Consider the following 21,206-nt stretch of genomic DNA (forward strand, 5'->3'; position numbering starts at 1 on the left):
TTTTAAACCCCCTTAATTACAGGGGGGATTACCCCCGCACAAGCTTCTTTCGTATGCGCGCATGATGCCTCAGGAGAGCAACGCTCTGTCTAGGCGTGAATCGAAAATACTCGATACGTCAAACATATCTTTTATTGCCAAGCTGAATAATGTCCAGAACCTGTATCTGGCATCCAAAAATAGTCTCCACATATTCATGATCAAATAGATGTGAAGCGTGCGCTGACGGCGTTGACGGGCGTTGGGAGTAGATTAAAACGAATATGTCGACAGTTTTGCAGCCATTAAGATGGTGCGTGGCCATGAACACAAACTTCAAAAATAAAATAAATTAGCATGAGAACGCTCAAAACTCTCCTTACAAGCGCTTTTAACTTTGGTGCTGGAAGTCTCGGTCTGGCAAATCAGGCAAATGCTGTCGTAGAAATTGGCACGGATGTAATTATTGTTATCTGCGCGTCGGATGGCACAACAACGATTTGCAACTCCGCAGTTCTTGACCTTTAGTCATACTGTAAAATAAAAGCTGCGGGTGCTTTTGGCGCCTGCGGCCCCAGATAAAGGCCAAGATTGAAATGGTGCTTAACAGCCTGATCCTCCGCCAGACATTTCGCCAACTGAAACAGTTCGATATCAGCCGGACAATCGGTCTTGGCGGGCTTCTCATCGGCGTGTTCGCGCTCGGTCTGTCCCTTTTGCTTTATAGTCATGAAACCGGTTATGAGGATTGGCTGGAAAATCCTGATCGCATTTTTCGGGTGGAGATTGATTTAACGAACCTTAATGGGGGCGGGGAGGATATTATTCTCCCAACATCGCCGCCGGCTTTAGCAAACGCACTTCAATCCAACATTAGAGGCGTGCGGCACGTTACCAGATTGGTTTCCCTCCCGAAAAACCTTCATTACGCTCCGCCAAATGAAGACATCACCGTAACCGCACAGTTTTTGGACGAGACCTTTTTCGAGGTGTTTCCATTTCCCGTGATCGCGGGGTCCGCGCAAGAGGCGCTGGCAGACCCAATGCGTGCCATCATGACACAAGACGAGGCGTTGCGCGTTTTTGGATCCACCGATGTCGTCGGGCGGACCATCGAAGTGGATAACGGCGTGGTTCTCACTGTGGGCGCCGTTCTGGCAGACCTGCCAACAAATACGCATTTCCGGTTTCGGGGCCTGCTGTTACCCATAACCTCGCCACTATCCGGATTTGCAGGGACAGGCGACGACAACTGGTTGACAAATAATGCTCTGACTTATGTGGAAACCCATGGCAGGCATTCAAAAGCATCTCTCGAACAGGAAACAGCCGAGATCCTGAAGCGCCTAAGTCCACTTGCAAAATTTGGCGGGCCGGGAGATTCAAACTATCCTCGGGTTCGTGTCCTTCCTGTTAACAGCCTTCATTTGCATCCGGAATCCGGCCGTATTGCACCAGATGGAATGAAGGACTATGGGAACGGTGATCTGGTGAAATCCTTCCTGTATATATCTGTTATGCTTATTTTTATCTGTTTATTCAATATGACGAATATTGAAATTTCCAAAATTGGAAGTCGAGAAAAAAGCTTCTATATCCATAAGATCTATGGTGCTAAATTTTCAGATATTTTTATAAATATCTTTACTGAAATTTTTGCTTTGATGATCATCATATCGACAATAGCAGCAGCGTTTATATATTTTTCGGTTCCATTCCTGGAAAAATTAACCCTAATAAAATTAGGAGAAATAAATACAAAATATGTTTTTATATTTTTAATGACGACATCATTCATAACTATATACTCAATCATATTGTCAATTTATGGGGCGCTGAAAACCATTTATATTGGTCAAAAATACAAAATAGGCGTCTTTAAAAAAAATATATTTAATAATCAAATTTTATTATTCATACAATTCGTTGTTATTTTCTTTATCACGATCACATCGATCATACATTATAATGATTACATCAGAATACTAAAATTTGATCGTGGTTTTGATACGTCACAAATATTCCGTATCGATTTCAACACTAAAGAAACCGTCTCGGAGGATATATTGCGCAACGCGGTTGTCAATCAATCGGGCCTGTATCTGACCAGTTCTTCTCCGTCCATTCCCGGAAAGCTGGAGTCAGCGACACCAATCGGACTTGGGCATATCAAGACGTTTGAAGATCTGATGTTCAATGCCTCCGAAATTTCGGTCGCAGAGCATTTTGACACAGTTTTTGACATTGATGTTATCGCCGGAAGATGGTTTTCCGCTGAACGATCGCTTGATTTCTACAAGACTGATGATCAGTCCGGCGCAATCCGATCTGTTGTCATTACCCGCTCGACGGTCGAAAAACTTGGGCTCGAAACCCCTGAAAAGGCACTGGGAGAAATCATAACGTTTTTCGATATTGCTTCGGGACTCACGCCCCTGCGTATCATCGGTGTCGTGGATAATCTCTATTTTGGGGATTTAAATGCGGAGAGATTCTATTTTTTCGTGATGCCCGATAAATTTAAAAATAAATCTTACTATATTAAAACCGATCATTCTTTGGATATACCTGAATTTAAAAATACTGTCATACAGCGCTTGCCGTCATTTAAGGATATTGAAGAAATAAGCATCAATACGCTGAAATTTCATTATAACCAAATGCAAAGCGAAAAAAAGAACAATATAGAAATTGTCATAATTTCCACAGTGATGTTCATGCTCGTTGCAGTAACAGGATTATTTTCAATGATTTATCGGTCAATGATTAAATCCATTAAGGAAATATGCATCAGGCGTCTTATGGGTGCAGATGTTTTTTCTGTTACTTTATTTATTATAAGAAAATATATTTATAATATTTTGTTGGCATGTACACTGGGAAGTTTTGCCGCCTATGCATGGAACGCTAACTGGTTAAATGAACGTATTGATAGCGTAGATATAAGTATTACACATTTTATGACATCTTATTTAATTGTAATAATATCCTGCATTTCAGTATTTTCTGTTATATATACAATTATATCAAATATCTCTGTTTTAAAAACTTTAAATATTAACGAATGATAACATCAAAAAAGGAATAGCTAATGCGTGAAGCATTTAAAGTTCTGTTTTGTTCGGCGCTTCTTTCAATTTACGCCTTTACTAGCAATGCCCAGCAAGAAGATCACCAGCCAAACGGGTTAGCAGGCATTTGGGGTGGAGAAATGCGCCTAGGCGGCAACGCGCTCGATATAAACATTGAATTTGAGGTCAATGACACGGGTGCCTATGAGGCGCACATCGTCAGTGAAGGCGATGGTCAGTCTACACCCATCACGAATGTCGTTTTCAATCCGCCATCCGTCATCTTTCAGCTTAATACGTCCGGCTTGCCACTGAAATTCGATGGTGAACTGACAGGAAAAACCCTTCAAGGGCCTCTGTCAGTCGAAATGTTGGATAAAGTCATTGGTGAACTCGTCCTCAGAAAGAAGCCCGAGGCCCAATGAAGTCCTTAGAGCATTTTCCGATCAAAGTGGATCGGATCAAATGCTCTAAATATCTGTTTGAACGCGATTTCCTGGCCGCGTCGTGACCCCACTCCGCTCGAAATCGCTCTAGCTGCCCTGCCAGAATCAGACCGAACAATTCGGGACAAGTGTTTTCAAAATTGGGCAAAAATACAATCCTGACCTATAGCCCGTAGTCGGTTTTCTGCCGTCATATTGAAAAGTGCCCTGCGCACACCGCGCCCCTTCCTGGCCTTGTAGGCGCCTGCGCGCAGACCATGCGGCCTCATTTCATCACAGATTTTCATTGCAAATAAGAATCGTTCGCATTATTAAAAGCAGATCGCCGGGTGCGTTGATCAAAGCCGCCCGGCATCATGCTCAGCCAGCCGCCGCGATGGTCTGCTCGATGGTCTGCCAGCCAAGCCTCAACAGTTTTGAACCGCTGCTCAAGAGCGGGCTTGGAAGGGAGAACGGGCTATGGGGATCAGGCATCTATCAAAACAATTAAGGCCGGCTGGCGCGTGCGTGGCTTTGGGCACCTGCTTGCTCATCAATGAGGCCATGGCAGATGAAACGTCAGGAACTGACGAGAGCCAAAGGACCGCCCGGCTGACCAGCATGGCCGCCCATGAAGGCATCGAGGAAATCACCGTCACGGCCACCCGCACAGAACGGCCGATCTTTACCACCCCATTTTCGGTTTCGGTGATTGATGGCAGTGACATCCAGCTGTTTCAGCCCTTCAGCTATGCCGATGTGTTTGAAGGCACCCCCGGTCTTGCCATTCAGGGCGGTGCCCGGCGGATTGCCGAAGAACCCTCGATTCGCGGCTTTTCCGATCAGCAACTGGTACTGCGCATCGATGGAGCACGGCAGAATTTCGATCTGGCCCATCGGGGCCGGTTTTTTGTCGATCCCGATCTCGTGCAGCGCATCGAAGTGGTGCGCGGCAGTGCCTCGGCCCTTTATGGCAGCGGGGCCCTCGGCGGCGTGATCTCCCTTGAAACCAAGGGCGCGGATGATCTGCTTGCCGCCGGCGATGATCTGGGGGGCCGGGCCAAGCTGGGTTATCAGGGGAATGGCAATGAATTTCTCGCATCAGGCGGGCTTTTTGGCCGGTCTGGCAAGATCGATGCCTTCGCCAATATCATCTATCGCGAGGTTTTCGACGATCTGGAAGATGGCAGTGGCGAAACCATCCTCGATAGCCGTGATCGTCTGCTGAATGGGCTTTTAAAGCTTGGCATCACCCCTGCCGAGCATCACCGCATCGAAATCACTGCCGAGGTTTTTGACAATGATGGCAATAACCCCACGGCGGCCGACGATATTTCAAGCCCTTCCACCGTGGTGGATCGCGATAGCACCGAATATGCCCTGCGCAGCCAATACAGCTACGCCGACCCGGATCATCCCTGGCTCGATTTCGGGGCCAGCGCCTATTATCAAAGCATCGACATCACGGAAGATCGCTTCATCGACGGGCGGCTCGATCAATCCGAATTTGAAAGCTTCGGCATCGATCTGCACAATAGCACCCGCCTCATCCCGGCTCGAAATACGAAAATCGCCCTCACTTATGGCTTTGAATTTTTCGAAGACAGCCAATCGGGCACCCGCAATGGTGCCGCCCGGATCGAATTTCCCGATGCCGAACGCAGCTTCATCGCAGGCTATGCTCAGGCTGAAATCGATCTGTTTGATGGCATCCTTTCCCTTGTGCCCGGCATCCGCATCGACAGTTTTGAAATGCGCCCCGAAGGCAATTTTGCCAAACGCACGGAAACCGATGCCTCGCCGCGCTTTTCCATCGGCATCAAACCCACCGAATGGCTTTATCTGTGGGGCGGCTGGGCGCAGGCTTTTCGCGCGCCATCTTTAAGCGAGCTGTTCAATGATGGCGTTCATTTCACCATCCCCAATGGGCTGGGGCCCAATACTTTAGTCATCAATGAATTCCGCCCAACCCCCCTGCTGGACCCCGAAGATGCTGAAAGTTTTGAAGCCGGGGCGCGGATCAGGCAGCGGGGGCTTTTCATGGCCAAAGACAGCTTCGAGATCAGCGGCAATTATTTCTCATCCGATATCGATAATTTCGTCGATACCGTGGTTACCTTCATCGATCCCGCAAAACCGCCGGTTTTCACGCCACCTTTGGGGCCGATCACCTTTTTTGGCTCTACCACCAATGTCAATATCCGGGCGCGGCTCAGTGGATTTGAAGGCGAAATAACCTATGACAGCCCCATTTTTTCTGCCTCGGTCAGCGGCTTTACCGTTGATGGCGATAACCGCGATACGGGCTCAGGGCTTGGGTCGATCCCCCAGGATAGCCTCACCTTCAGCCTGAAGGCCAAGCTCCCCCGATATGGCTGGCAGGTGGGGGGCCGGGCCAGCATCGCCGCTGCGCAAAATGATGTGCCAGACGGCAGTGTGACCACCGAAAGCTATGAAACGGTTGATCTTTTTGCCAACTGGTCGCCGCAGAGGGGCGTTTTGCCCGCTATGCTGGAAGGCACCGTGATGACCATCGGGATCGATAATCTGTTTGATGAAACCTTCTCGATCCATCCCACGGTCATTCGCCAACCGGGCCGCAGCGTGCGCCTTACCCTCTCCCGGCAGTTCTGATCAAGACCCTTAATAATAAGGAGCCACACATGACCTCAAAACCCGCCCGCAAGGATCAGCCGGATCAACCGCCACCGCGCATTGCCAGCGACACGCTTTTGCGCGGCGGGCGCGAGATCATCATCATCCACAACAACAGCGAATATCATCTGCGGCTAACGGCACAGGAAAAGCTGATCCTGACCAAATAAAGCCGCCGCCAAACTGTTCATACCCCCCCCTTATGCCAAGGACAAAATCTGATGGCCACAGCATCCAAAAGTCTGCCACTTGAAGCCGCAACCCATCTCAAGATGCGCTGGCAAATATTCCAAAGCACGCATCCCAATATCCGCATTCGTCAGGCCGCCCGGGAACTTGGGGCAAGCGAAGCGGAACTGCTGGCAACCGCAGTGGGTGAAAGCGCGATCCGGCTGGCCGGAGACTGGGGCCAACTGATCAAATCCCTGCCCGCATTGGGCGATATTTTATGCATCACCCGCAATGATCATGCGGTGCATGAAAAAACCGGCCGTTTTGGCAAGATATCGATCAGCCCGGGCCATGCACTGGTCGTCAATCGGGCCATCGATCTGCGGATTTTCTTCAGCCATTGGCACCATGGCTTTGCCGTCACCGAAACCACCAGAAAAGGGCCGCGCCGCAGCTTGCAATTCTTTGATCTGGCGGGCACATCGGTACACAAAATCTATCTGGGTGATACGAGCGATCAAAGGGCCTATGACGATCTGGTTGCCCGCTTTTCTGCCGAAGATCAGCGCACCACCATTGAAACGGCCTCGCCCGCGCCGATGCCCCCGGAAATCCCCGACCGGCAGATCAAGGCCCAAAGGCTGCGCCAGCATTGGCTGGCTTTGCAAGATACCCATGATTTCATTGATCTCCTGCGCGATTTCGGAGTTCGTCGACAGCAGGCCTTTCGATTGGTTGGCCCCGATCTCGCCTTTCCCCTTGGGGCGGATGCCTTTCGCACGGCCCTAAAAAGCTCTGCGGCCAGCCAATTGCCGATCATGATTTTCGTCGGCAATAAAGGCTGCATCCAGATTCATAGCGGGCCGATCACCCGGATCGTCGATCACCAAGGCTGGCTCAATATTCTCGATCCCGGCTTTAATCTCCATGTGCGGGAAGATGCCATCGCCCGCGCCTGGGTGGTCAGAAAACCCACCCGTGATGGCATCGTCACCTCGCTTGAGCTGTTCGATGCGAAGGATCAGCCGATTCTCTCGATGTTTGGCGAACGCAAACCCGGCGAACAGGAGCGATCAGGCTGGACCGATCTATGCGCGGCGCTCATTGAATGAGGTGGGGCACAATGAAAAAAGCGCGCTTTGGTTTTGGCATCGCCCTTCATTTGATGGCCTCCATGGCCCTTCTCGCCCCACCGGCCTTGGCCTGCAACAGTGAAGGCCAAAGGGTGATCGCTTTGGGGGGCGCGGTCACCGAAATCGTTTATGCCCTTGGTGCGGGGGATCGCCTCGTGGCTGTGGATAGCACCTCGCGCTATCCACAAGCTGCCACCAAATTGCCCGATGTCGGCTATTATCGGCAGCTTGGGGCCGAAGGGTTGTTATCTTTAGCCCCCGATCTGATCCTTGCCGATCCCGGGGCTGGCCCGCCCGTTGTTTTACAGCAGGTGGAAAGCACGGGTGTCTGTATCAAAAGGATCGCCGAAGCCAAAGGGGCCGCTTCGATCGGCGCACGGGTCCGCGATATTGCCAAAGCCTTAAAGCGCGAAGACGCCGGGCGCATCCTTGCCGATCATCTGGATGCCCGGTTTGTCGCCATCCAGAAATCCCACGCCGCCATCGGTACAAAACCCCGGGTTTTATTCCTGCTATCGGTTGCAGCGGGGGCCCCGGTGGCGGCAGGCCGAAACACCCATGCCGATGAGATCATCCGCATGGCGGGCGCAGACAATGCCGTTTCCTTTGAAGGCTATAAACCGCTTTCGCCCGAAGCCACTGCCGCCGCCGTCCCTGGTGCCCTTTTGATGATGAGCCATGCCGTGACAGAAGCGGGCGGCAAAGACACCATCCTGACTCTACCATCTATCCGCTTTACCCCTGCCGGGCGCAATGGCCAGTTGATTGCCATGGATGGGCTTTTGCTGCTTGGGTTCGGGCCGCGCACCCCCGATGCCATCACCACCCTCATGGATCGACTGCACGGGGCCCGTCATCAGCCTGCAGCGCCATGACCCCCATCCCCGCAAGAGAACTGATGGACAAGATCACCCAAAAACGGATGCAAAAGCACCGCTTGCTGGCCTTTCTGGTGATGGCGCTGGTGATCGCCATCATCGCCAATATCGGCATCGGCAGCTATGGGATTCCGCCCCTGCGATTGCTCGCCATCCTTGGCGCGCAAATAGGGCTTGATCTGCCCGGCAGCTTCAGTGCGCAGGATGAAGCGATTGTGCTGGCAATCCGGCTGCCCCGCGTTTTCACGGGATTGGGGGTGGGAGCAGGATTGGCGCTGGCGGGTGCGGCCTTACAGGGATTATTTCGCAATCCACTGGCTGAACCCGGTCTGGTGGGCGTTTCAGCGGGGGCAGCCCTAGCTGCGGTAGCGATGATCGTTCTGGGCGGGGGATCTTTCTATATCGCCTCATTTGATCTTACCCCTTATGCCCTGCCGCTGGCCGCCTTTGGTGGCGGGCTTTTGGCCACGGCTCTGATTCATGGTCTGGCCCGCCGCCTTCCCGGCGATCCGGTTGCCACCATGCTGCTGGTTGGCATCGCAATCAATGCGGTGGCGGGTGCCGGGATCGGCATCTTTCAATATGCCAGCGATGATACCCAATTGCGCCTACTCAGCTTTTGGCTGATGGGGGGGCTTGGTCATGCAAGCTGGACGGCGACCCTCCCGGCCCTTGTTCTGATCACCATCGGGGGCATCACCATCCTCAGCCGCGCCATGGCGCTCGATGCCTATCTTCTTGGCAGTGCCGAGGCGGGGCATCTGGGCATCAAGACCCAAAGCCTTGCCCGTGTGATGATCGTGGCAACGGCGCTCATGGTTGGGGCGGCGGTCGCCGTCTCGGGCATCATCAGCTTTGTGGGGCTGGTGGTGCCGCATCTGGTGCGCACGATCATCGGCCCTGATCATCGCACTGTTCTCCCCGCCTCGGCTTTGCTGGGGGCCTTTTTGATGCTGATGGCCGATCTTTTGGCCCGCACCCTCATCAGCCCCGCCGAACTGCCCATCGGCCTTGTGACCAGCGCTTTGGGCGGGCCTGCATTTCTGTGGCTTTTATTCCGCTATCATTCAGGAAGGTTCTGATCATGCTGATGCTTGATGATGTCTCCTTCAGCCGGGGCGATGCCCCTATTCTGGATCGCGTCTCGCTCCAGATCGTGCCGGGCAGGCTCACCGTTCTCATCGGCCCGAATGGGGCGGGCAAATCCACCGCCCTGCGCTTGCTGGCAGGGGAGATCGCACCACATAGGGGCAGCGTCAGTCTGGGCGGCAGGCCGCTATCGGCCTGGAACAGCCGCGCGCTGTCTCAATGCCGCGCCATCCTGCCTCAAAGCTCTGATATCAGCTTCAATTTCACCGTCTTCGATATTGCGGCTCTGGGGCGGCTGCCCCATGGCGAACGCCCCGCCTCTCCTCATGCCCAGCGCATCATCTGGCAGGCGTTGGCGCGCACCCGGGTCAGCCATCTGGCCGACCGACCCTTTCCCACCTTATCCGGCGGCGAACGCCAGCGGGTGCAGTTGGCCCGGGTGCTGGCCCAGATCTGGCCCGAAAGCCCGCCGCAAGCAAAGAATAGCCCCAGCTATCTTTTGCTCGATGAACCCACCAGCGCCCTTGATCCCGGCCAGCAGATTGCCCTGCTCAGCGTGGCAAAAGACTTTGCAGCCCAGGGCTATGGCGTTTTTGCCATTCTCCATGATCTCAATCAGGCGAGCGCCTTTGCCGATCATCTGGCCATTTTAGAAAGCGGCCGCCTGATCGCCCAAGGACGACCCGAAAAGGTGCTGACCCGCGCGAACATTCGGGATGTGTGGGGCATGGATGTGGCGCTTTTGCAGCCTCATGGACCGGGGCGGCCGGTGATTGCCCCCCATTATCATCCCCCTTCCCTCAAACATGAGAGAGCCATGACCCTCCCCTGATGCCTATGGGCACAGAATATCTCTTGCGCGGGGCGCGGCAGATGCTTATGGTCCGCACCGCTTGGCTCTGCTAGGGCCGGGCAATCCTTTAGGGGCCGTAGCTCAGTTGGGAGAGCGCAGCAATCGCACTGCTGAGGTCAGGGGTTCGATTCCCCTCGGCTCCACCATTTTATCAAAATGCTGATCGCCTCGGATGATAGACTCTCTGGGGCTCCACCACCAAATATCGTCATCCCGGCCCCCGAGCCGGGATCCATCTTTCACACGCACAAGCCCTTCACCAGATAGACCCGGGTTCCCGGATCAGGTCCGAGACAGGCAAGACCGGTAAGACGACAGACAAAAAGGGCCGGGCTCGTGCGCGGTTCTGATGGGCCTTCTGGCGGACCTTAGAGGGCGATCAGGATGAGGGCAGCCACAAGGCCGCTATAGGCGACAAACCAGATGAGAGCCAGAAAGCGGCTGGCCGTTGTCAGTCGATTGCGCTGAAAAACCATCATCTAAGCCTCCTCTCATCAAGGCACATCGTGGATCGGCACGCCATAATAGAATTTCAAATGCTGCCGATGGCTGATAGGCCTGACACTGTTGTTCCGATTTCATAGCCAAGCAGGCCATCATGGCCGGAACGGGACCAAAATATGTTGATCCGCATCTATAATATGGCGATCTTATGGGTCACGGTCACTGCACTTTTGGTTGAGGCTTTGTGAACTTGGTGCGATTCATCTTGAGATAAGTCCTGATATTTTGCATTAACAGCACAGCAAACAGTCTCGTTCTGATTTCGATGGTGTTTGGCTCTGCTTTGGCAGAGCCGTCCATTTGCCATTTGGATCAAACGCAATTTCAGGAGGCAGCATGTCCACCGTAGGCCAAGATACCCTTAAAACCCGCGATACCCTTACCGCCAACGGCAAAGAATATGCCTATTTCTCCTTGAAAAAAGCGGCGGAAAAAATTGGCGATGTCTCGCGCCTGCCCTTTTCCCTGAAGGTTTTGCTGGAAAATATGCTGCGCTGTGAAGACGGCCAGACCGTGACCAGTGATGATGTGCAGGCCGTGGCGGATTGGCTGAAAGATCGGCGCTCGGATCGGGAAATCGCCTATCGCCCGGCGCGGGTTTTGATGCAGGATTTCACCGGCGTGCCCGCCGTGGTCGATCTGGCGGCGATGCGCGGCGCGATGAAGGCGCTGGGCGGCGATCCGCAAAAGATCAATCCGCTCGCCCCCGTGGATCTGGTGATCGATCATTCGGTGATGGTCGATAAATTCGGCAGCGAAACTGCCTTTAAACAAAATGTCGATCTGGAAATGAAGCGCAATAAAGAGCGCTATGAATTTCTGCGCTGGGGCCAGCAGGCCTTTGATAATTTCCGCGCTGTGCCCCCGGGCACCGGCATCTGCCATCAGGTGAATCTGGAATATCTGGGCCGCACAGTGTGGACCAATGAGATTGATGGCACCCTTTATGCCTATCCCGATACCGTGGTGGGCACCGATAGCCACACCACGATGATCAATGCGCTGGCCGTTCTGGGCTGGGGCGTGGGCGGCATCGAAGCCGAAGCGGCCATGCTGGGCCAGCCGGTTTCCATGCTCATTCCCGAAGTGATCGGCTTCAAGATCAAGGGCCGCCTGCCCGAAGGGGCCACCGCCACCGATCTGGTGCTGACGGTAACCCAGATGCTCCGCAAAAAGGGTGTGGTGGGCAAATTCGTTGAATTTTTTGGCGATGGTCTGGCCCATATGTCGGTGGCCGATAAAGCGACCATTTCCAATATGGCTCCGGAATATGGGGCCACCTGCGGCTTTTTCCCGATCGATCAGGCCACCCTTGATTATCTGGAATTCTCGGGCCGGGGCGATGATACTGTGGCTTTGGTCGAAGCCTATGCCAAGGCGCAGGGCATGTGGCATGATCCATCCGCCCCCGATCCCGCATTCACCGATCAGCTTGAGCTTGATCTGGCTGATGTGGTGCCCTCGATCGCCGGGCCCAAGCGGCCGCAGGATCGTGTTCTGCTTACCGATGCGGCCAGCGCCTTTGCCACTGAATTGCGTGATAGCTTCAAAAAGGGCGAGGCCCCGGATGAGCGCTTCAAGGTTGATGGCGAGGATTTCGATATCGGCCATGGCGATGTGGTGATTGCCGCGATCACAAGCTGCACCAATACCTCCAATCCCAGCGTGATGCTGGCCGCCGGGCTGGTGGCGCGCAATGCTCTGGCGCGCGGACTTTCGGTGAAGCCATGGGTGAAAACCTCACTGGCGCCGGGCAGTCAGGTGGTGACCGATTATCTTCTGAAAGCCGGGCTGCAGGATGATCTGGATGCTTTGGGTTTCAATCTGGTGGGCTATGGCTGCACCACCTGCATCGGCAATTCCGGCCCCCTGCCCGAAGCCATTTCAAAAGCCGTGAACAGCCATGATGTGGTGGCCTGCTCGGTGCTTTCGGGCAATCGCAATTTTGAAGGCCGGGTCAATCCCGATGTGAAAGCGAATTATCTGGCCTCGCCGCCGCTGGTGGTGGCCTATGCCCTTGCCGGATCGATGAAGGTGGATCTGATGAATGATCCGCTCGGCACGGATCAGGATGGTAAGGACGTTTATTTCCGCGATATCTGGCCATCGAGCGCCGAGATCGAACAGGTGGTACGCGAAGCCGTGACGCCCGAACAATTCAGCAAACGCTATGCCGATGTTTTTGCCGGGGATGAGCAATGGCAGGCGATCAAGGTCACCAAGGGGCTGACCTATGAATGGAATGATGACAGCACCTATGTGCAAAATCCGCCTTATTTCGAGGGCATGAAAGCCGAGCCGGAAGCCACGAGCAATATCAAAGGGGCGCGGATGCTGGCGCTTTTAGGCGATTCGGTGACCACCGATCATATTTCCCCGGCGGGTTCGATCAAGCCCGATAGCCCGGCAGGACGCTATCTGACCGATAATGGCGTGGAACGGGCAGAATTCAATTCCTATGGCTCGCGTCGCGGCAATCATGAAGTGATGATGCGCGGCACCTTCGCCAATATCCGCCTGCGCAATCTGATGGCACCGGGCACCGAAGGCGGGGTGACCGTGCATTATCCTTCGGGCGAAGAAACGTCGATCTATGATGCAGCAATGCAATATACCGCCGAGGATACCCCCCTCGTGGTGGTGGCGGGCAAGGAATATGGCACCGGTTCCAGCCGGGATTGGGCGGCCAAGGGCACCCGGCTTTTGGGCGTGCGGGCGGTGATCGTGGAATCCTTTGAACGTATTCATCGCTCCAATCTGGTGGGAATGGGGGTTCTGCCCTTGCAGTTCAAGGATGGCATGACCGCGCAATCCCTGAAGCTGACCGGCAAGGAACGCTTTGACATCACCGGCATCGGCAAGGGAATCAAGCCGCGTCAGGATGTGGCCTGCACCATTCATTATGAGGATGGCAGCAGCAAAGACATCACGCTTTTATGCCGGATCGATACGGCGGATGAAGTGAGCTATTATGAAAATGGCGGTATCCTGCATTATGTTCTGCGGCGGTTGGCAACGGCGGCCTGATTTGCATTGATCGCCTGAGGATGAAAGAGCGCTTCAGAGATGGAGCGCTCTTTTCCGTTTAAGGCTTGTCTTATTTTTTTAGATAACCCAAGGCATGAATTGCGCCCGGAACCAGCTTTGATTAGGGTGCTCGCCATTCGATCTGGCCTGCTTGCCCCTGTTCACCCGTTTAAAATGAGCGTTGAGATGATCCGATCCTGTTTTCCTCTGGCCCCCTTTTCCGTGGCCGCCCTCATGGTCCTATCATCCCCTTCGGCTTTGGCGGATCGGGTCCATCTTGAAGATGGCAGCCGGATCGAGGGAGAATTGCAGCGTCTGCATGAAAAAGCTTTGGCTGTTGAAACCGCTTTTGCCGGAACGATCAGCATCGCTCAGGATCAGATCGCCGGGCTGAACAGCGATGGATTTTTGATGATCTCCCTTGCCAGCGGTGATCGCATCATGGGGCGGCTGGCCTATGATCCGCAAACCGGCCAGCGTTTATTGAGCGAGACTTTGGGGAATTTGCCCCTTGATCTGGACAAAGTGAGTGCCATTTGGCCCGAAGACCAGCCCACCCCGGAACGCCTGGTGATCCAGGAGATCGAGGAGCGCGAGCGGCATAATCTGGCGGAGGCCCAAAAGCAGCATGAAGAAGAACAAAAGGCCCTGGCCGAAGCGCTGGTGACCCCCGATAAAGCCTGGAGCGGGCGCACCCAGCTTGGTCTTTCCGGGGCCAGCGGCAATACCGATCGCGCCGCTTTGAATGGCAAAGCCACGGCCCGGCGGGAAACCAGCTTTGATCGCCTCGATCTATCTCTGGGCTGGCGCTTTGCCCGCGAAAATGGGCAGGAAACCGAAAATGAAGTGATTGGCGATGCCCGTCTGGAGCGCGATTTTTCCAAACGCTGGTTTGCTTTTGGCTCAATCATGCTGGAACAGGATGAATTCGAGGATCTCGATCTGCGCTCGGTGGTGACTTTGGGCTCCGGTTATTTTTTCATTCAAGAAAATGATCATGAACTGAAAGCCCGCCTTGGTTTGGGTTATCAGCTTGAAGCCTTCCAAACATCGCCCACCGAGGAAGAAGCAATTTTATCCCTGGGCTATGATTACAAGATCCAGTTGAATGGCCGTTTATTATTCACCCATAATTTCACTTATCTGCCCAGCCTGTCTGATCCGGTGAATGATTTCCGCGTGCAAAGCGATGCCGCCCTCGATATCCCGGTCACCGATAATAAAGCCTGGAGCGTCAAAATCGGGCTGCGCAATCAATATGATAATCGCCCGGTTTTAGGCAATGAAAAGCTCGATACCTTCTATACCGTCAGTTTGGGCTATAATTTCCAATAGTCTGCACCGCGAGGCAGGCCAAGAGACTGGCATGGCCCCGCGGTGGGTTCGCATCGTTTATTCCGCCGCACTCGGCTCGGATTGGCTTTGGCTGCCAAGGGGGGCCTGTTTGCGCCCGGTCCACAGCCCTTTCATAAAGCGTTTCATATCTTCACCTAAGCCATAAAGGGCGGGGACCAGAAACAGGGTCACAAAGGTCGCCACCAGCACCCCAAAAGACAGGGCAACCACCGTGGGCTTCAGGAATTGAGCCTGCGTTGAGCGTTCCGCCATCATCGGGATAAGACCGACAAAGGTGGTAATCGAGGTGAGCAGAATGGGGCGGAAGCGGGCCACCCCGGCTTCAACCAAAGCATCCATCGCCCCCATTCCCTTTTCGCGCAGGCGACCGATATAATCCACCAGCACCAGATTATCATTGACCACCACCCCAGCGGCGGCGGCCAGCCCGAAATAGGAAAATAAGGTGATCGGCATATCAAACAGCAGATGCCCCAAAACCGCCCCCACAAAGCCAAAGGGGATGGCGGTCATCACCAGAAGGGGCAGGAAATAAGAGCGAAAAGCCACAGCAATCAGGGCATACATGGCAAAAAGTGCAATGCCTTCAAGGCTGAGAATCTCGGCCATGAATTTTGCCTGACCTTCAGCCGAACCGATCTCCCCACGGCTGACCCCGGGATAGCGCTTTTCCCATGCCGGATAAAAATCCTTGCGCAGTTCGCCATAGATCTGCTCGCGCATATCCGATGACAATTCAGCACTGATCACCGCCGATCTTTGGCGTTCGCGGCGATCAATGCGCTTGATCCCCGGCTGATAATGCAGATCCGCCACGCTCAAAAGCGGAACCTCCAGCCCTTCGGCATTGCGCAGGCGGAAATCCGACAGGCTTTCAAGAGATTGCCGTTCATCCTTTGGATAGCGAACAAAAACCCGGACATCCGAGCCTTCCCGAGGCAGGCGCTGCACTTCTTCGCCATAATAGGCCTGGCGCACCTGCCGCGCCACTTCGGCCAGAGAAAATCCAAGCTCGCGGGCGCCGGGCTTCAAGCTGAAGCGCAGCTCTTCCATCGCAGTTTGCAGAGAATCGCGAATATTGAACACCGTATCATAGGTGCTGAGATGGGCTTTCAAATCCGCCACCGCCGCGCGCAGAACATCCATATCGGGATGATTGATCGCCAGTTCGATTTCCGGCTGGTTTTGATTAAGGGTATAGTTGATCTCAAGATTTTCAGCATCCGGGATCTCGCCGATCAATTCGCGCAACCGATCAGCCGCCTCTTTGGCAGATAGATCGCGCTGCTCGGCGGGAGCCAGACGCACAAGGGCGAGAACCGAATTCTGCCGGGCGCGGGTGTACCAGTTTTCAATCAGCTTGCCCGCGCCATCCATGCGTTCATTGGCTTCGGCTTCCAGAGCTTTTTCAGCTTTTTGCAATTGCCCCAGAATTTCCAATGCCCGATTGAACGGCGTGCCTTCAGGCAAGGTCACATCAACCGAGATTTGTTCGGATTCAACATCGGGATTGAAGCTGAATTTCAGCCATGATGTGGATGAAACGCCAATGGCCAGAATGAACAGAGCCAGAAAGATGCTGGCCGTGACGCCGCGGCGGCGCACCGCCGCAAACAGCCAGCGTCGATAAGTGCCTTGGGCAAAGCGAGTGATGGATTGGGCGATTTTTTTCTGGAACCGGCCAAAGCGCCCTTCCGTTTTCTGCGCCTTCAGATGGCTGAGATGGGCGGGCAGAATGAACAGGGCTTCGATCAGGGAAAAGCTCAAAGCGGCAATCACGATGATCGAGATATGCCGGGTAAATTCAACCTCCAAACCAGACAGAAACAACCAGGGCGCAAAAACGATCATGGTGGTGGCTACGGCATAGATCACCGGCTTGGCGACCAATTGAGTACCCAGAATGGCCGCATCCACACCGCCGCCGGTGCGTTCGGTTTCTTCATGGATATTTTCGCCCACCACGATGGCATCATCCACCACCACCCCGATGACCAGCAGAAAAGCAAAGAGCGACAGGAAATTGAGGGATACATCATTGGCCGGCAAAAAGATGAAGGCGCCGGCATAGGCCGTGGCGATCCCCATCGTGACCCACAAAGCAACCTTGGGCCGCAAACTCAGGATCAAAACCGCAAAAACCAATAAAAGCCCATAGAAGGCGGATTTTGAAATGGTTTCCATGCGATCATAATAGGCTTTGGATTCATCAGCATAGAGGATGAGCGACACCCCTTCGGGCATGCGTTCCTGTGCGGTTTCCAGATATTTCCTGACAGATTGCGAGGTAACCACCACATTCATTTCTTCGGCGGTCATCACCTGCACCAGAATGGCGCGTTCACCATTCAGGCTGGCCTGCAGATTAACATCTTCAAAGCCATCGATCACGCGCGCCACATCCCCCAGCCTAATGGTGCCCCCATCGGGGGTTTGCCGGATGATGATCTTGTTGAAATCGGTCTGGTCATCGGCCAGATTGCGGGCGCGAAGCTGCACATCGCCGGTGCTGGTGCGCACGCTTCCTGCCGATAGATTGATCGAACTGGCGCGGATGGCGCTGGTCACTTCATCAAAGCTCAGGCCATAGCGGCGCAAGGCATTTTCCGACAATTCGATCGAAACTTCTTCCGAGCGCTGGCCAAACAGCGTGACAATCGAAACGCCGGGCAGCAGGGCCACCTCATCGCGCACTTTTTCGGCGGTTCTGGTCAGAATACGCTCATCAACATCGCCGCTGACGCCAATTCTGATCAATTCATTACGGGTCAGCAATTCCCGCACCCGGGGCGGCTCGATATCCCGGGGCAAAGATGCAATTCCATCCACCCGCAATTTCACATCATTGATGAAGCGATCCATATTGATGCTGCGATCCGCCTCGATATAAAGGGTCGCTAATCCCTCATAGGCGGTGGAGCGCACCCGATCCACATTGTCGAGATCGGCCAGCGATTCCTCGATGTGTAAAATAATTTGTTCTTCAACCTCTTGGGGGGCGGCACCGGGCCAGCTCACGGTGATCTCGACCCAATTCACCCGGAATGTCGGCCAGACTTCGCGTTCCATGCTGATGAAAGACATAATCCCGGCAATCAAAATCCCCATCATCAAAAGATTGGCCGCAACGGTGTTTCTTGCCCACCAGGCTATCAAAGCGTTCATGATGATCTCTTGTTCATTCCGCCGCGACGGCGATGGTTTCAACCGAAGATGATGTCAAAGGATTAACCGGCATGCCCTCTCGCACGGCCTGCACGGGTGAAATCACCACCTGCTCTCCGGCTGCGAGGCCCTTGCCGATCACCACGCGCGTGCTATCTGCCGAGATAACCTCAACCTGCCGGATCGATAAGCTGTTGTTTTCCGTGACAACATAAACCTCATCCGCATTGCGCAAGGCGGCCCGGGGAATACTGAGACCATCTTTAAGGGTGCTGCCTTCGATTTTGGCATCAACGAACAAACCCACCGGCAAAGGCACGCCATCGGAACTGCCCGCCCCATAAGGATCGCGTACCTGGGCGATGGCATGAAACAGGCGGGTTGATTGCTCGATGGCGGCATCGGTCCGCATCAGCCGCCCGGTCCATTGATGGCTTTTTCCCGCCAGAACTGCGCTCAGCATCACCATCGGGGCGGTTTCATAGCTTCTGGCTTCATAGGCGATGGGCAGATCAAGCTCGGCCATCTGCCGATCGGTGAGGGGCAGGCGAACCTCGACCATATCGGTGGAAAAGACCTGACCCAAAGTGCTGCCGGGGCTGATATATTGCCCCAGATCGGCATTTTTTGTCCGCACCCGGCCATTGAAGGGGGCGGAAATCTTTGTCCGTGCCAGATCAAGCTCGGCGCGATCAAGCTGCGCCTGTGCCGATGCCAGATTGGCCCGGGCCTGGGCCACATTCGGCTCTTTCAAAGCAAGGGCGGTGGGCTTATCGGTCACTTCATCCCAATTCCACTGCTTGCGCGCCACTTCGGCCCGGGCTTCTTCCTGCGCCAGAATAAGAGCCTGATCGGCAATCCGGGCTTTGGCCTGGATCACCGCATATTCATAATCCGCCGGCTCGATCTGCAAAAGGGTTTCGCCCGCCTTGAAAATGCCACCCCCGGCAAAGGCCGGCGACACCGCGATGATCTTGCCGCCAACCTGGGCGACCAGATCGATCTCGGTTTTTGATGCCACAGTCCCCTGTGTTTCGACCATCAAGGTGATGGTTTTCTGCTCCACCGGCACGACATGAAGGCTGGTGGGACGCATTTCCGGTTCATCCGCCTTCTCAGGCAGAGGCTGGGTGGCTTGCAAAATTGCAAAACCGGCTATGGCCGCGCCGATAATCAAAATCGGCGTCATGACGATCAAAAATTTCCGCATGTCTCGCGCTCCTCGCTGCGTCATCGTTTTTTTATATCGATGCGCCGGGTCTTTGCCCGTTTGTCACTGTCAGTTTTTATATCACATGGATATATATAGACTGTCAATCAAATGAGATGCGTGAGTTGTAGAATAGCGGTGAATAAAATCCCCGCGAAAAAAAAGATCCCGGTTTTCTGGCGGCGATCATGTTCGATATTGGGCACCAGATGCGAGGCGGCCACAAAGATCAAAGCCCCCGCCGTAGCAGCCAAAAGCGCCCCCAAAAGCGGGCCATCCAGCATGGAGACGAAAGGAAAGCTGATCAGCATCCCCAAAGGCGTGGTGAGGGTTGAGGCCAGAAAAGCAAGAAAAAGGGCCCGTTGCACAGGAAAGCCACCGCGCAAAAGCAGGACGAACGCCATGATGCTTTCAGGAAATTCATGCAAGATCAGCCCCATCACCGCCATCATGCCGGTATGCTGATCAATGGAAAAAGAGACCGAATAAGCCAGACCATCAACAAAGGAATGAATGGCAATGCCAATCACGGGGATCAGGGCTATGGCGCGCTTGTCCATATGGCTTGCATGATCTTTGCGGCTGGTCGCAAGCCCAATGACATATAAAGCCAGATAGCCGAGCATCAGGGCGATCGGGGCAAGCCGGGGGGCGGCAAACATCGCATGGGGGATCATCTGCAAAAAAGCCGCGCTTAGCAAAATGCCCGCAGCAAAGGCGGCGAAAAGCACACTGTTTTTCTGGCCCCAATTCTCATAATGGCGGATTACAGCCAGGCCGCACAGGCTGCCAAAGGCGGCGATCAGGCTGAAAAGCAAGGCAGATGGGAAAGGCGCCATGATCGGCAGTCTCCGCACAAAACGTTATAAAGTAACGATTGCCGGGTCTAGCATCCCAAACTGTAAAATACCAGCAAACAATAGGGGCTGATAAATTCTGGAGCCGAAAAAGGCTAAAGGCCGAGAATGACAGACATTCTGACCCTAAAAAGAGCGGATTAAACGCCTGCGCTGGAGAGGCGGATGCGGGCCGCCCCTATGATCGGGCCATTTTCATCATCGGCATGCAAAATGACCGCCATATGATCGGCACCCGATTCGGTGGCTTTGATCATGGGCACGCTCAGAATTTCTTTATCCCCCGACCAAGGGCCCAAATCCAGCGAAGCCCGCACCAGATTGGTCAGATTGAGGGTTTTGCCTTCATTATCGCCGCGGCTGATGGCAGCAATGGTTTCCGTGCGATAGAAAACCGCGCGCACGAAAATTTTGCGCTCATCGTTTTCCAGATCCGGCAAGGTGATGAAGCAGGCTTCTTCGGATTCCTGCAAGGTGACATCGATATTCTGACGGGCGAGATCCCGCGCCTGACCGATTTTCTGGACCACCGCTTTCCGCCGCGATCCAACCGTTTCAAGGCGGCCATCGATCACCATTTGCGGCGTGTAAACACCCGGCTCACCCAAGCGCTGATTATAGGCCCGCTGATGATCGGAATAGGCCCGGCGGGCATGATCATCTCTCCAGCCCAGATAATCCCAATAATCAACAGGCCAATTCAGGGCAAGAATGCCATCTTCTTTGCTGATATCGGATAAAAGCTTATAGGCAGGGGGGCAATTAGGGCAGCCTTGGCTGGAAAACAGCTCAACAACAGTCAAACGGTCCGCCGTCTGCCCCTCTTGGGCATG

At 54.1% G+C, this 21,206-nt stretch carries 14 protein-coding genes and 1 other RNA gene; 11 read left to right on the top strand and 4 right to left on the bottom strand.

What is annotated here, in order from left to right; translation table 11 throughout:
• Positions 1-575: 575 nt before the first annotated feature.
• The 11 genes from AQ1_RS01570 to AQ1_RS01615 all read left to right on the top strand — a co-directional run bounded on the left by AQ1_RS01570 (position 576) and on the right by AQ1_RS01615 (position 15,120).
• Positions 576-3,047 carry an ABC transporter permease gene (locus tag AQ1_RS01570; RefSeq protein ID WP_042083372.1) on the top strand — a complete coding sequence of 824 codons (2,472 nt, stop codon included), beginning with the start codon at positions 576-578 and terminating at the stop codon, positions 3,045-3,047.
• Positions 3,048-3,070: 23 nt separating this feature from the next.
• Positions 3,071-3,475, top strand: coding sequence for a hypothetical protein (locus AQ1_RS01575; RefSeq protein WP_042083374.1), 405 nt, complete (start codon positions 3,071-3,073; stop codon positions 3,473-3,475).
• 564 nt (positions 3,476-4,039) lie between these two features.
• On the top strand, positions 4,040-6,109 hold the full coding sequence (locus AQ1_RS01580; RefSeq protein ID WP_161760369.1) for a TonB-dependent hemoglobin/transferrin/lactoferrin family receptor: 2,070 nt from the start codon (positions 4,040-4,042) through the stop codon (positions 6,107-6,109).
• Between the two features lie 29 nt (positions 6,110-6,138).
• Positions 6,139-6,300, top strand: a complete 162-nt coding sequence (gene hemP / locus AQ1_RS14805; RefSeq protein WP_081836988.1) for a hemin uptake protein HemP — start codon at positions 6,139-6,141, stop codon at positions 6,298-6,300.
• A gap of 51 nt (positions 6,301-6,351) precedes the next feature.
• Positions 6,352-7,413 (top strand): hemin-degrading factor, encoded by a 1,062-nt coding sequence (locus AQ1_RS01585; protein ID WP_042083380.1) that lies wholly within the window; start codon positions 6,352-6,354, stop codon positions 7,411-7,413.
• Between the two features lie 11 nt (positions 7,414-7,424).
• On the top strand, positions 7,425-8,309 hold the full coding sequence (locus AQ1_RS01590; protein ID WP_052370737.1) for a heme/hemin ABC transporter substrate-binding protein: 885 nt from the start codon (positions 7,425-7,427) through the stop codon (positions 8,307-8,309).
• Between the two features lie 23 nt (positions 8,310-8,332).
• On the top strand, positions 8,333-9,394 hold the full coding sequence (locus AQ1_RS01595) for a FecCD family ABC transporter permease (protein WP_462686902.1): 1,062 nt from the start codon (positions 8,333-8,335) through the stop codon (positions 9,392-9,394).
• A gap of 2 nt (positions 9,395-9,396) precedes the next feature.
• Entirely contained in the window at positions 9,397-10,233 is an 837-nt protein-coding gene (locus AQ1_RS01600; RefSeq protein WP_042083385.1) for a heme ABC transporter ATP-binding protein, read from the top strand.
• Between the two features lie 91 nt (positions 10,234-10,324).
• Positions 10,325-10,400: a transfer-messenger RNA gene (gene ssrA, locus AQ1_RS01605) on the top strand.
• Between the two features lie 694 nt (positions 10,401-11,094).
• Positions 11,095-13,785, top strand: a complete 2,691-nt coding sequence (gene acnA, locus AQ1_RS01610; RefSeq protein WP_042083387.1) for an aconitate hydratase AcnA — start codon at positions 11,095-11,097, stop codon at positions 13,783-13,785.
• Positions 13,786-13,971: 186 nt separating this feature from the next.
• Positions 13,972-15,120, top strand: coding sequence for a DUF481 domain-containing protein (locus AQ1_RS01615; protein WP_042083388.1), 1,149 nt, complete (start codon positions 13,972-13,974; stop codon positions 15,118-15,120).
• Positions 15,121-15,177: 57 nt separating this feature from the next.
• Here the strand turns inward: AQ1_RS01615 and AQ1_RS01620 are convergent, their stop codons facing one another.
• The 4 genes from AQ1_RS01620 to AQ1_RS01635 all read right to left on the bottom strand — a co-directional run bounded on the left by AQ1_RS01620 (position 15,178) and on the right by AQ1_RS01635 (position 21,176).
• A complete protein-coding gene (locus tag AQ1_RS01620; RefSeq protein ID WP_042083392.1) occupies positions 15,178-18,306 on the bottom strand; it encodes an efflux RND transporter permease subunit in 3,129 nt (1,042 codons plus the stop codon).
• A 13-nt stretch (positions 18,307-18,319) separates the two neighbouring features.
• Positions 18,320-19,516: an efflux RND transporter periplasmic adaptor subunit gene (locus AQ1_RS01625; RefSeq protein WP_042083395.1), complete on the bottom strand. Its 1,197-nt coding sequence runs from the start codon at positions 19,514-19,516 to the stop codon at positions 18,320-18,322.
• 107 nt (positions 19,517-19,623) lie between these two features.
• Entirely contained in the window at positions 19,624-20,355 is a 732-nt protein-coding gene (locus tag AQ1_RS01630; RefSeq protein WP_042083397.1) for a ZIP family metal transporter, read from the bottom strand.
• A gap of 158 nt (positions 20,356-20,513) precedes the next feature.
• Entirely contained in the window at positions 20,514-21,176 is a 663-nt protein-coding gene (locus tag AQ1_RS01635; protein WP_161760371.1) for a DUF1223 domain-containing protein, read from the bottom strand.
• Between the last annotated feature and the right edge of the window lie 30 nt (positions 21,177-21,206).

The sequence above is a fragment of the Iodidimonas nitroreducens genome (genome assembly GCA_000710935.1).
Lineage (GTDB): Bacteria > Pseudomonadota > Alphaproteobacteria > Sphingomonadales > Rhodothalassiaceae > Iodidimonas > Iodidimonas nitroreducens.

What these genes read in the sequence shown, in the direction of transcription:
- AQ1_RS01615 (WP_042083388.1), top strand. Translation starts at nt 13,972, where the DNA reads ATGATCCGATCCTGTTTTCCTCTGGCCCCCTTTTCCGTGGCCGCCCTC.
- AQ1_RS01590 (WP_052370737.1), top strand. Translation starts at nt 7,425, where the DNA reads ATGAAAAAAGCGCGCTTTGGTTTTGGCATCGCCCTTCATTTGATGGCC.
- AQ1_RS01575 (WP_042083374.1), top strand. Translation starts at nt 3,071, where the DNA reads ATGCGTGAAGCATTTAAAGTTCTGTTTTGTTCGGCGCTTCTTTCAATT.
- AQ1_RS01570 (WP_042083372.1), top strand. Translation starts at nt 576, where the DNA reads ATGGTGCTTAACAGCCTGATCCTCCGCCAGACATTTCGCCAACTGAAA.
- AQ1_RS01600 (WP_042083385.1), top strand. Translation starts at nt 9,397, where the DNA reads ATGCTGATGCTTGATGATGTCTCCTTCAGCCGGGGCGATGCCCCTATT.
- acnA (WP_042083387.1), top strand. Translation starts at nt 11,095, where the DNA reads ATGTCCACCGTAGGCCAAGATACCCTTAAAACCCGCGATACCCTTACC.
- AQ1_RS01595 (WP_462686902.1), top strand. Translation starts at nt 8,333, where the DNA reads ATGGACAAGATCACCCAAAAACGGATGCAAAAGCACCGCTTGCTGGCC.
- hemP (WP_081836988.1), top strand. Translation starts at nt 6,139, where the DNA reads ATGACCTCAAAACCCGCCCGCAAGGATCAGCCGGATCAACCGCCACCG.
- AQ1_RS01620 (WP_042083392.1), bottom strand. Translation starts at nt 18,306, where the DNA reads ATGAACGCTTTGATAGCCTGGTGGGCAAGAAACACCGTTGCGGCCAAT.
- AQ1_RS01625 (WP_042083395.1), bottom strand. Translation starts at nt 19,516, where the DNA reads ATGCGGAAATTTTTGATCGTCATGACGCCGATTTTGATTATCGGCGCG.
- AQ1_RS01585 (WP_042083380.1), top strand. Translation starts at nt 6,352, where the DNA reads ATGGCCACAGCATCCAAAAGTCTGCCACTTGAAGCCGCAACCCATCTC.
- AQ1_RS01580 (WP_161760369.1), top strand. Translation starts at nt 4,040, where the DNA reads ATGGCAGATGAAACGTCAGGAACTGACGAGAGCCAAAGGACCGCCCGG.
- AQ1_RS01630 (WP_042083397.1), bottom strand. Translation starts at nt 20,355, where the DNA reads ATGGCGCCTTTCCCATCTGCCTTGCTTTTCAGCCTGATCGCCGCCTTT.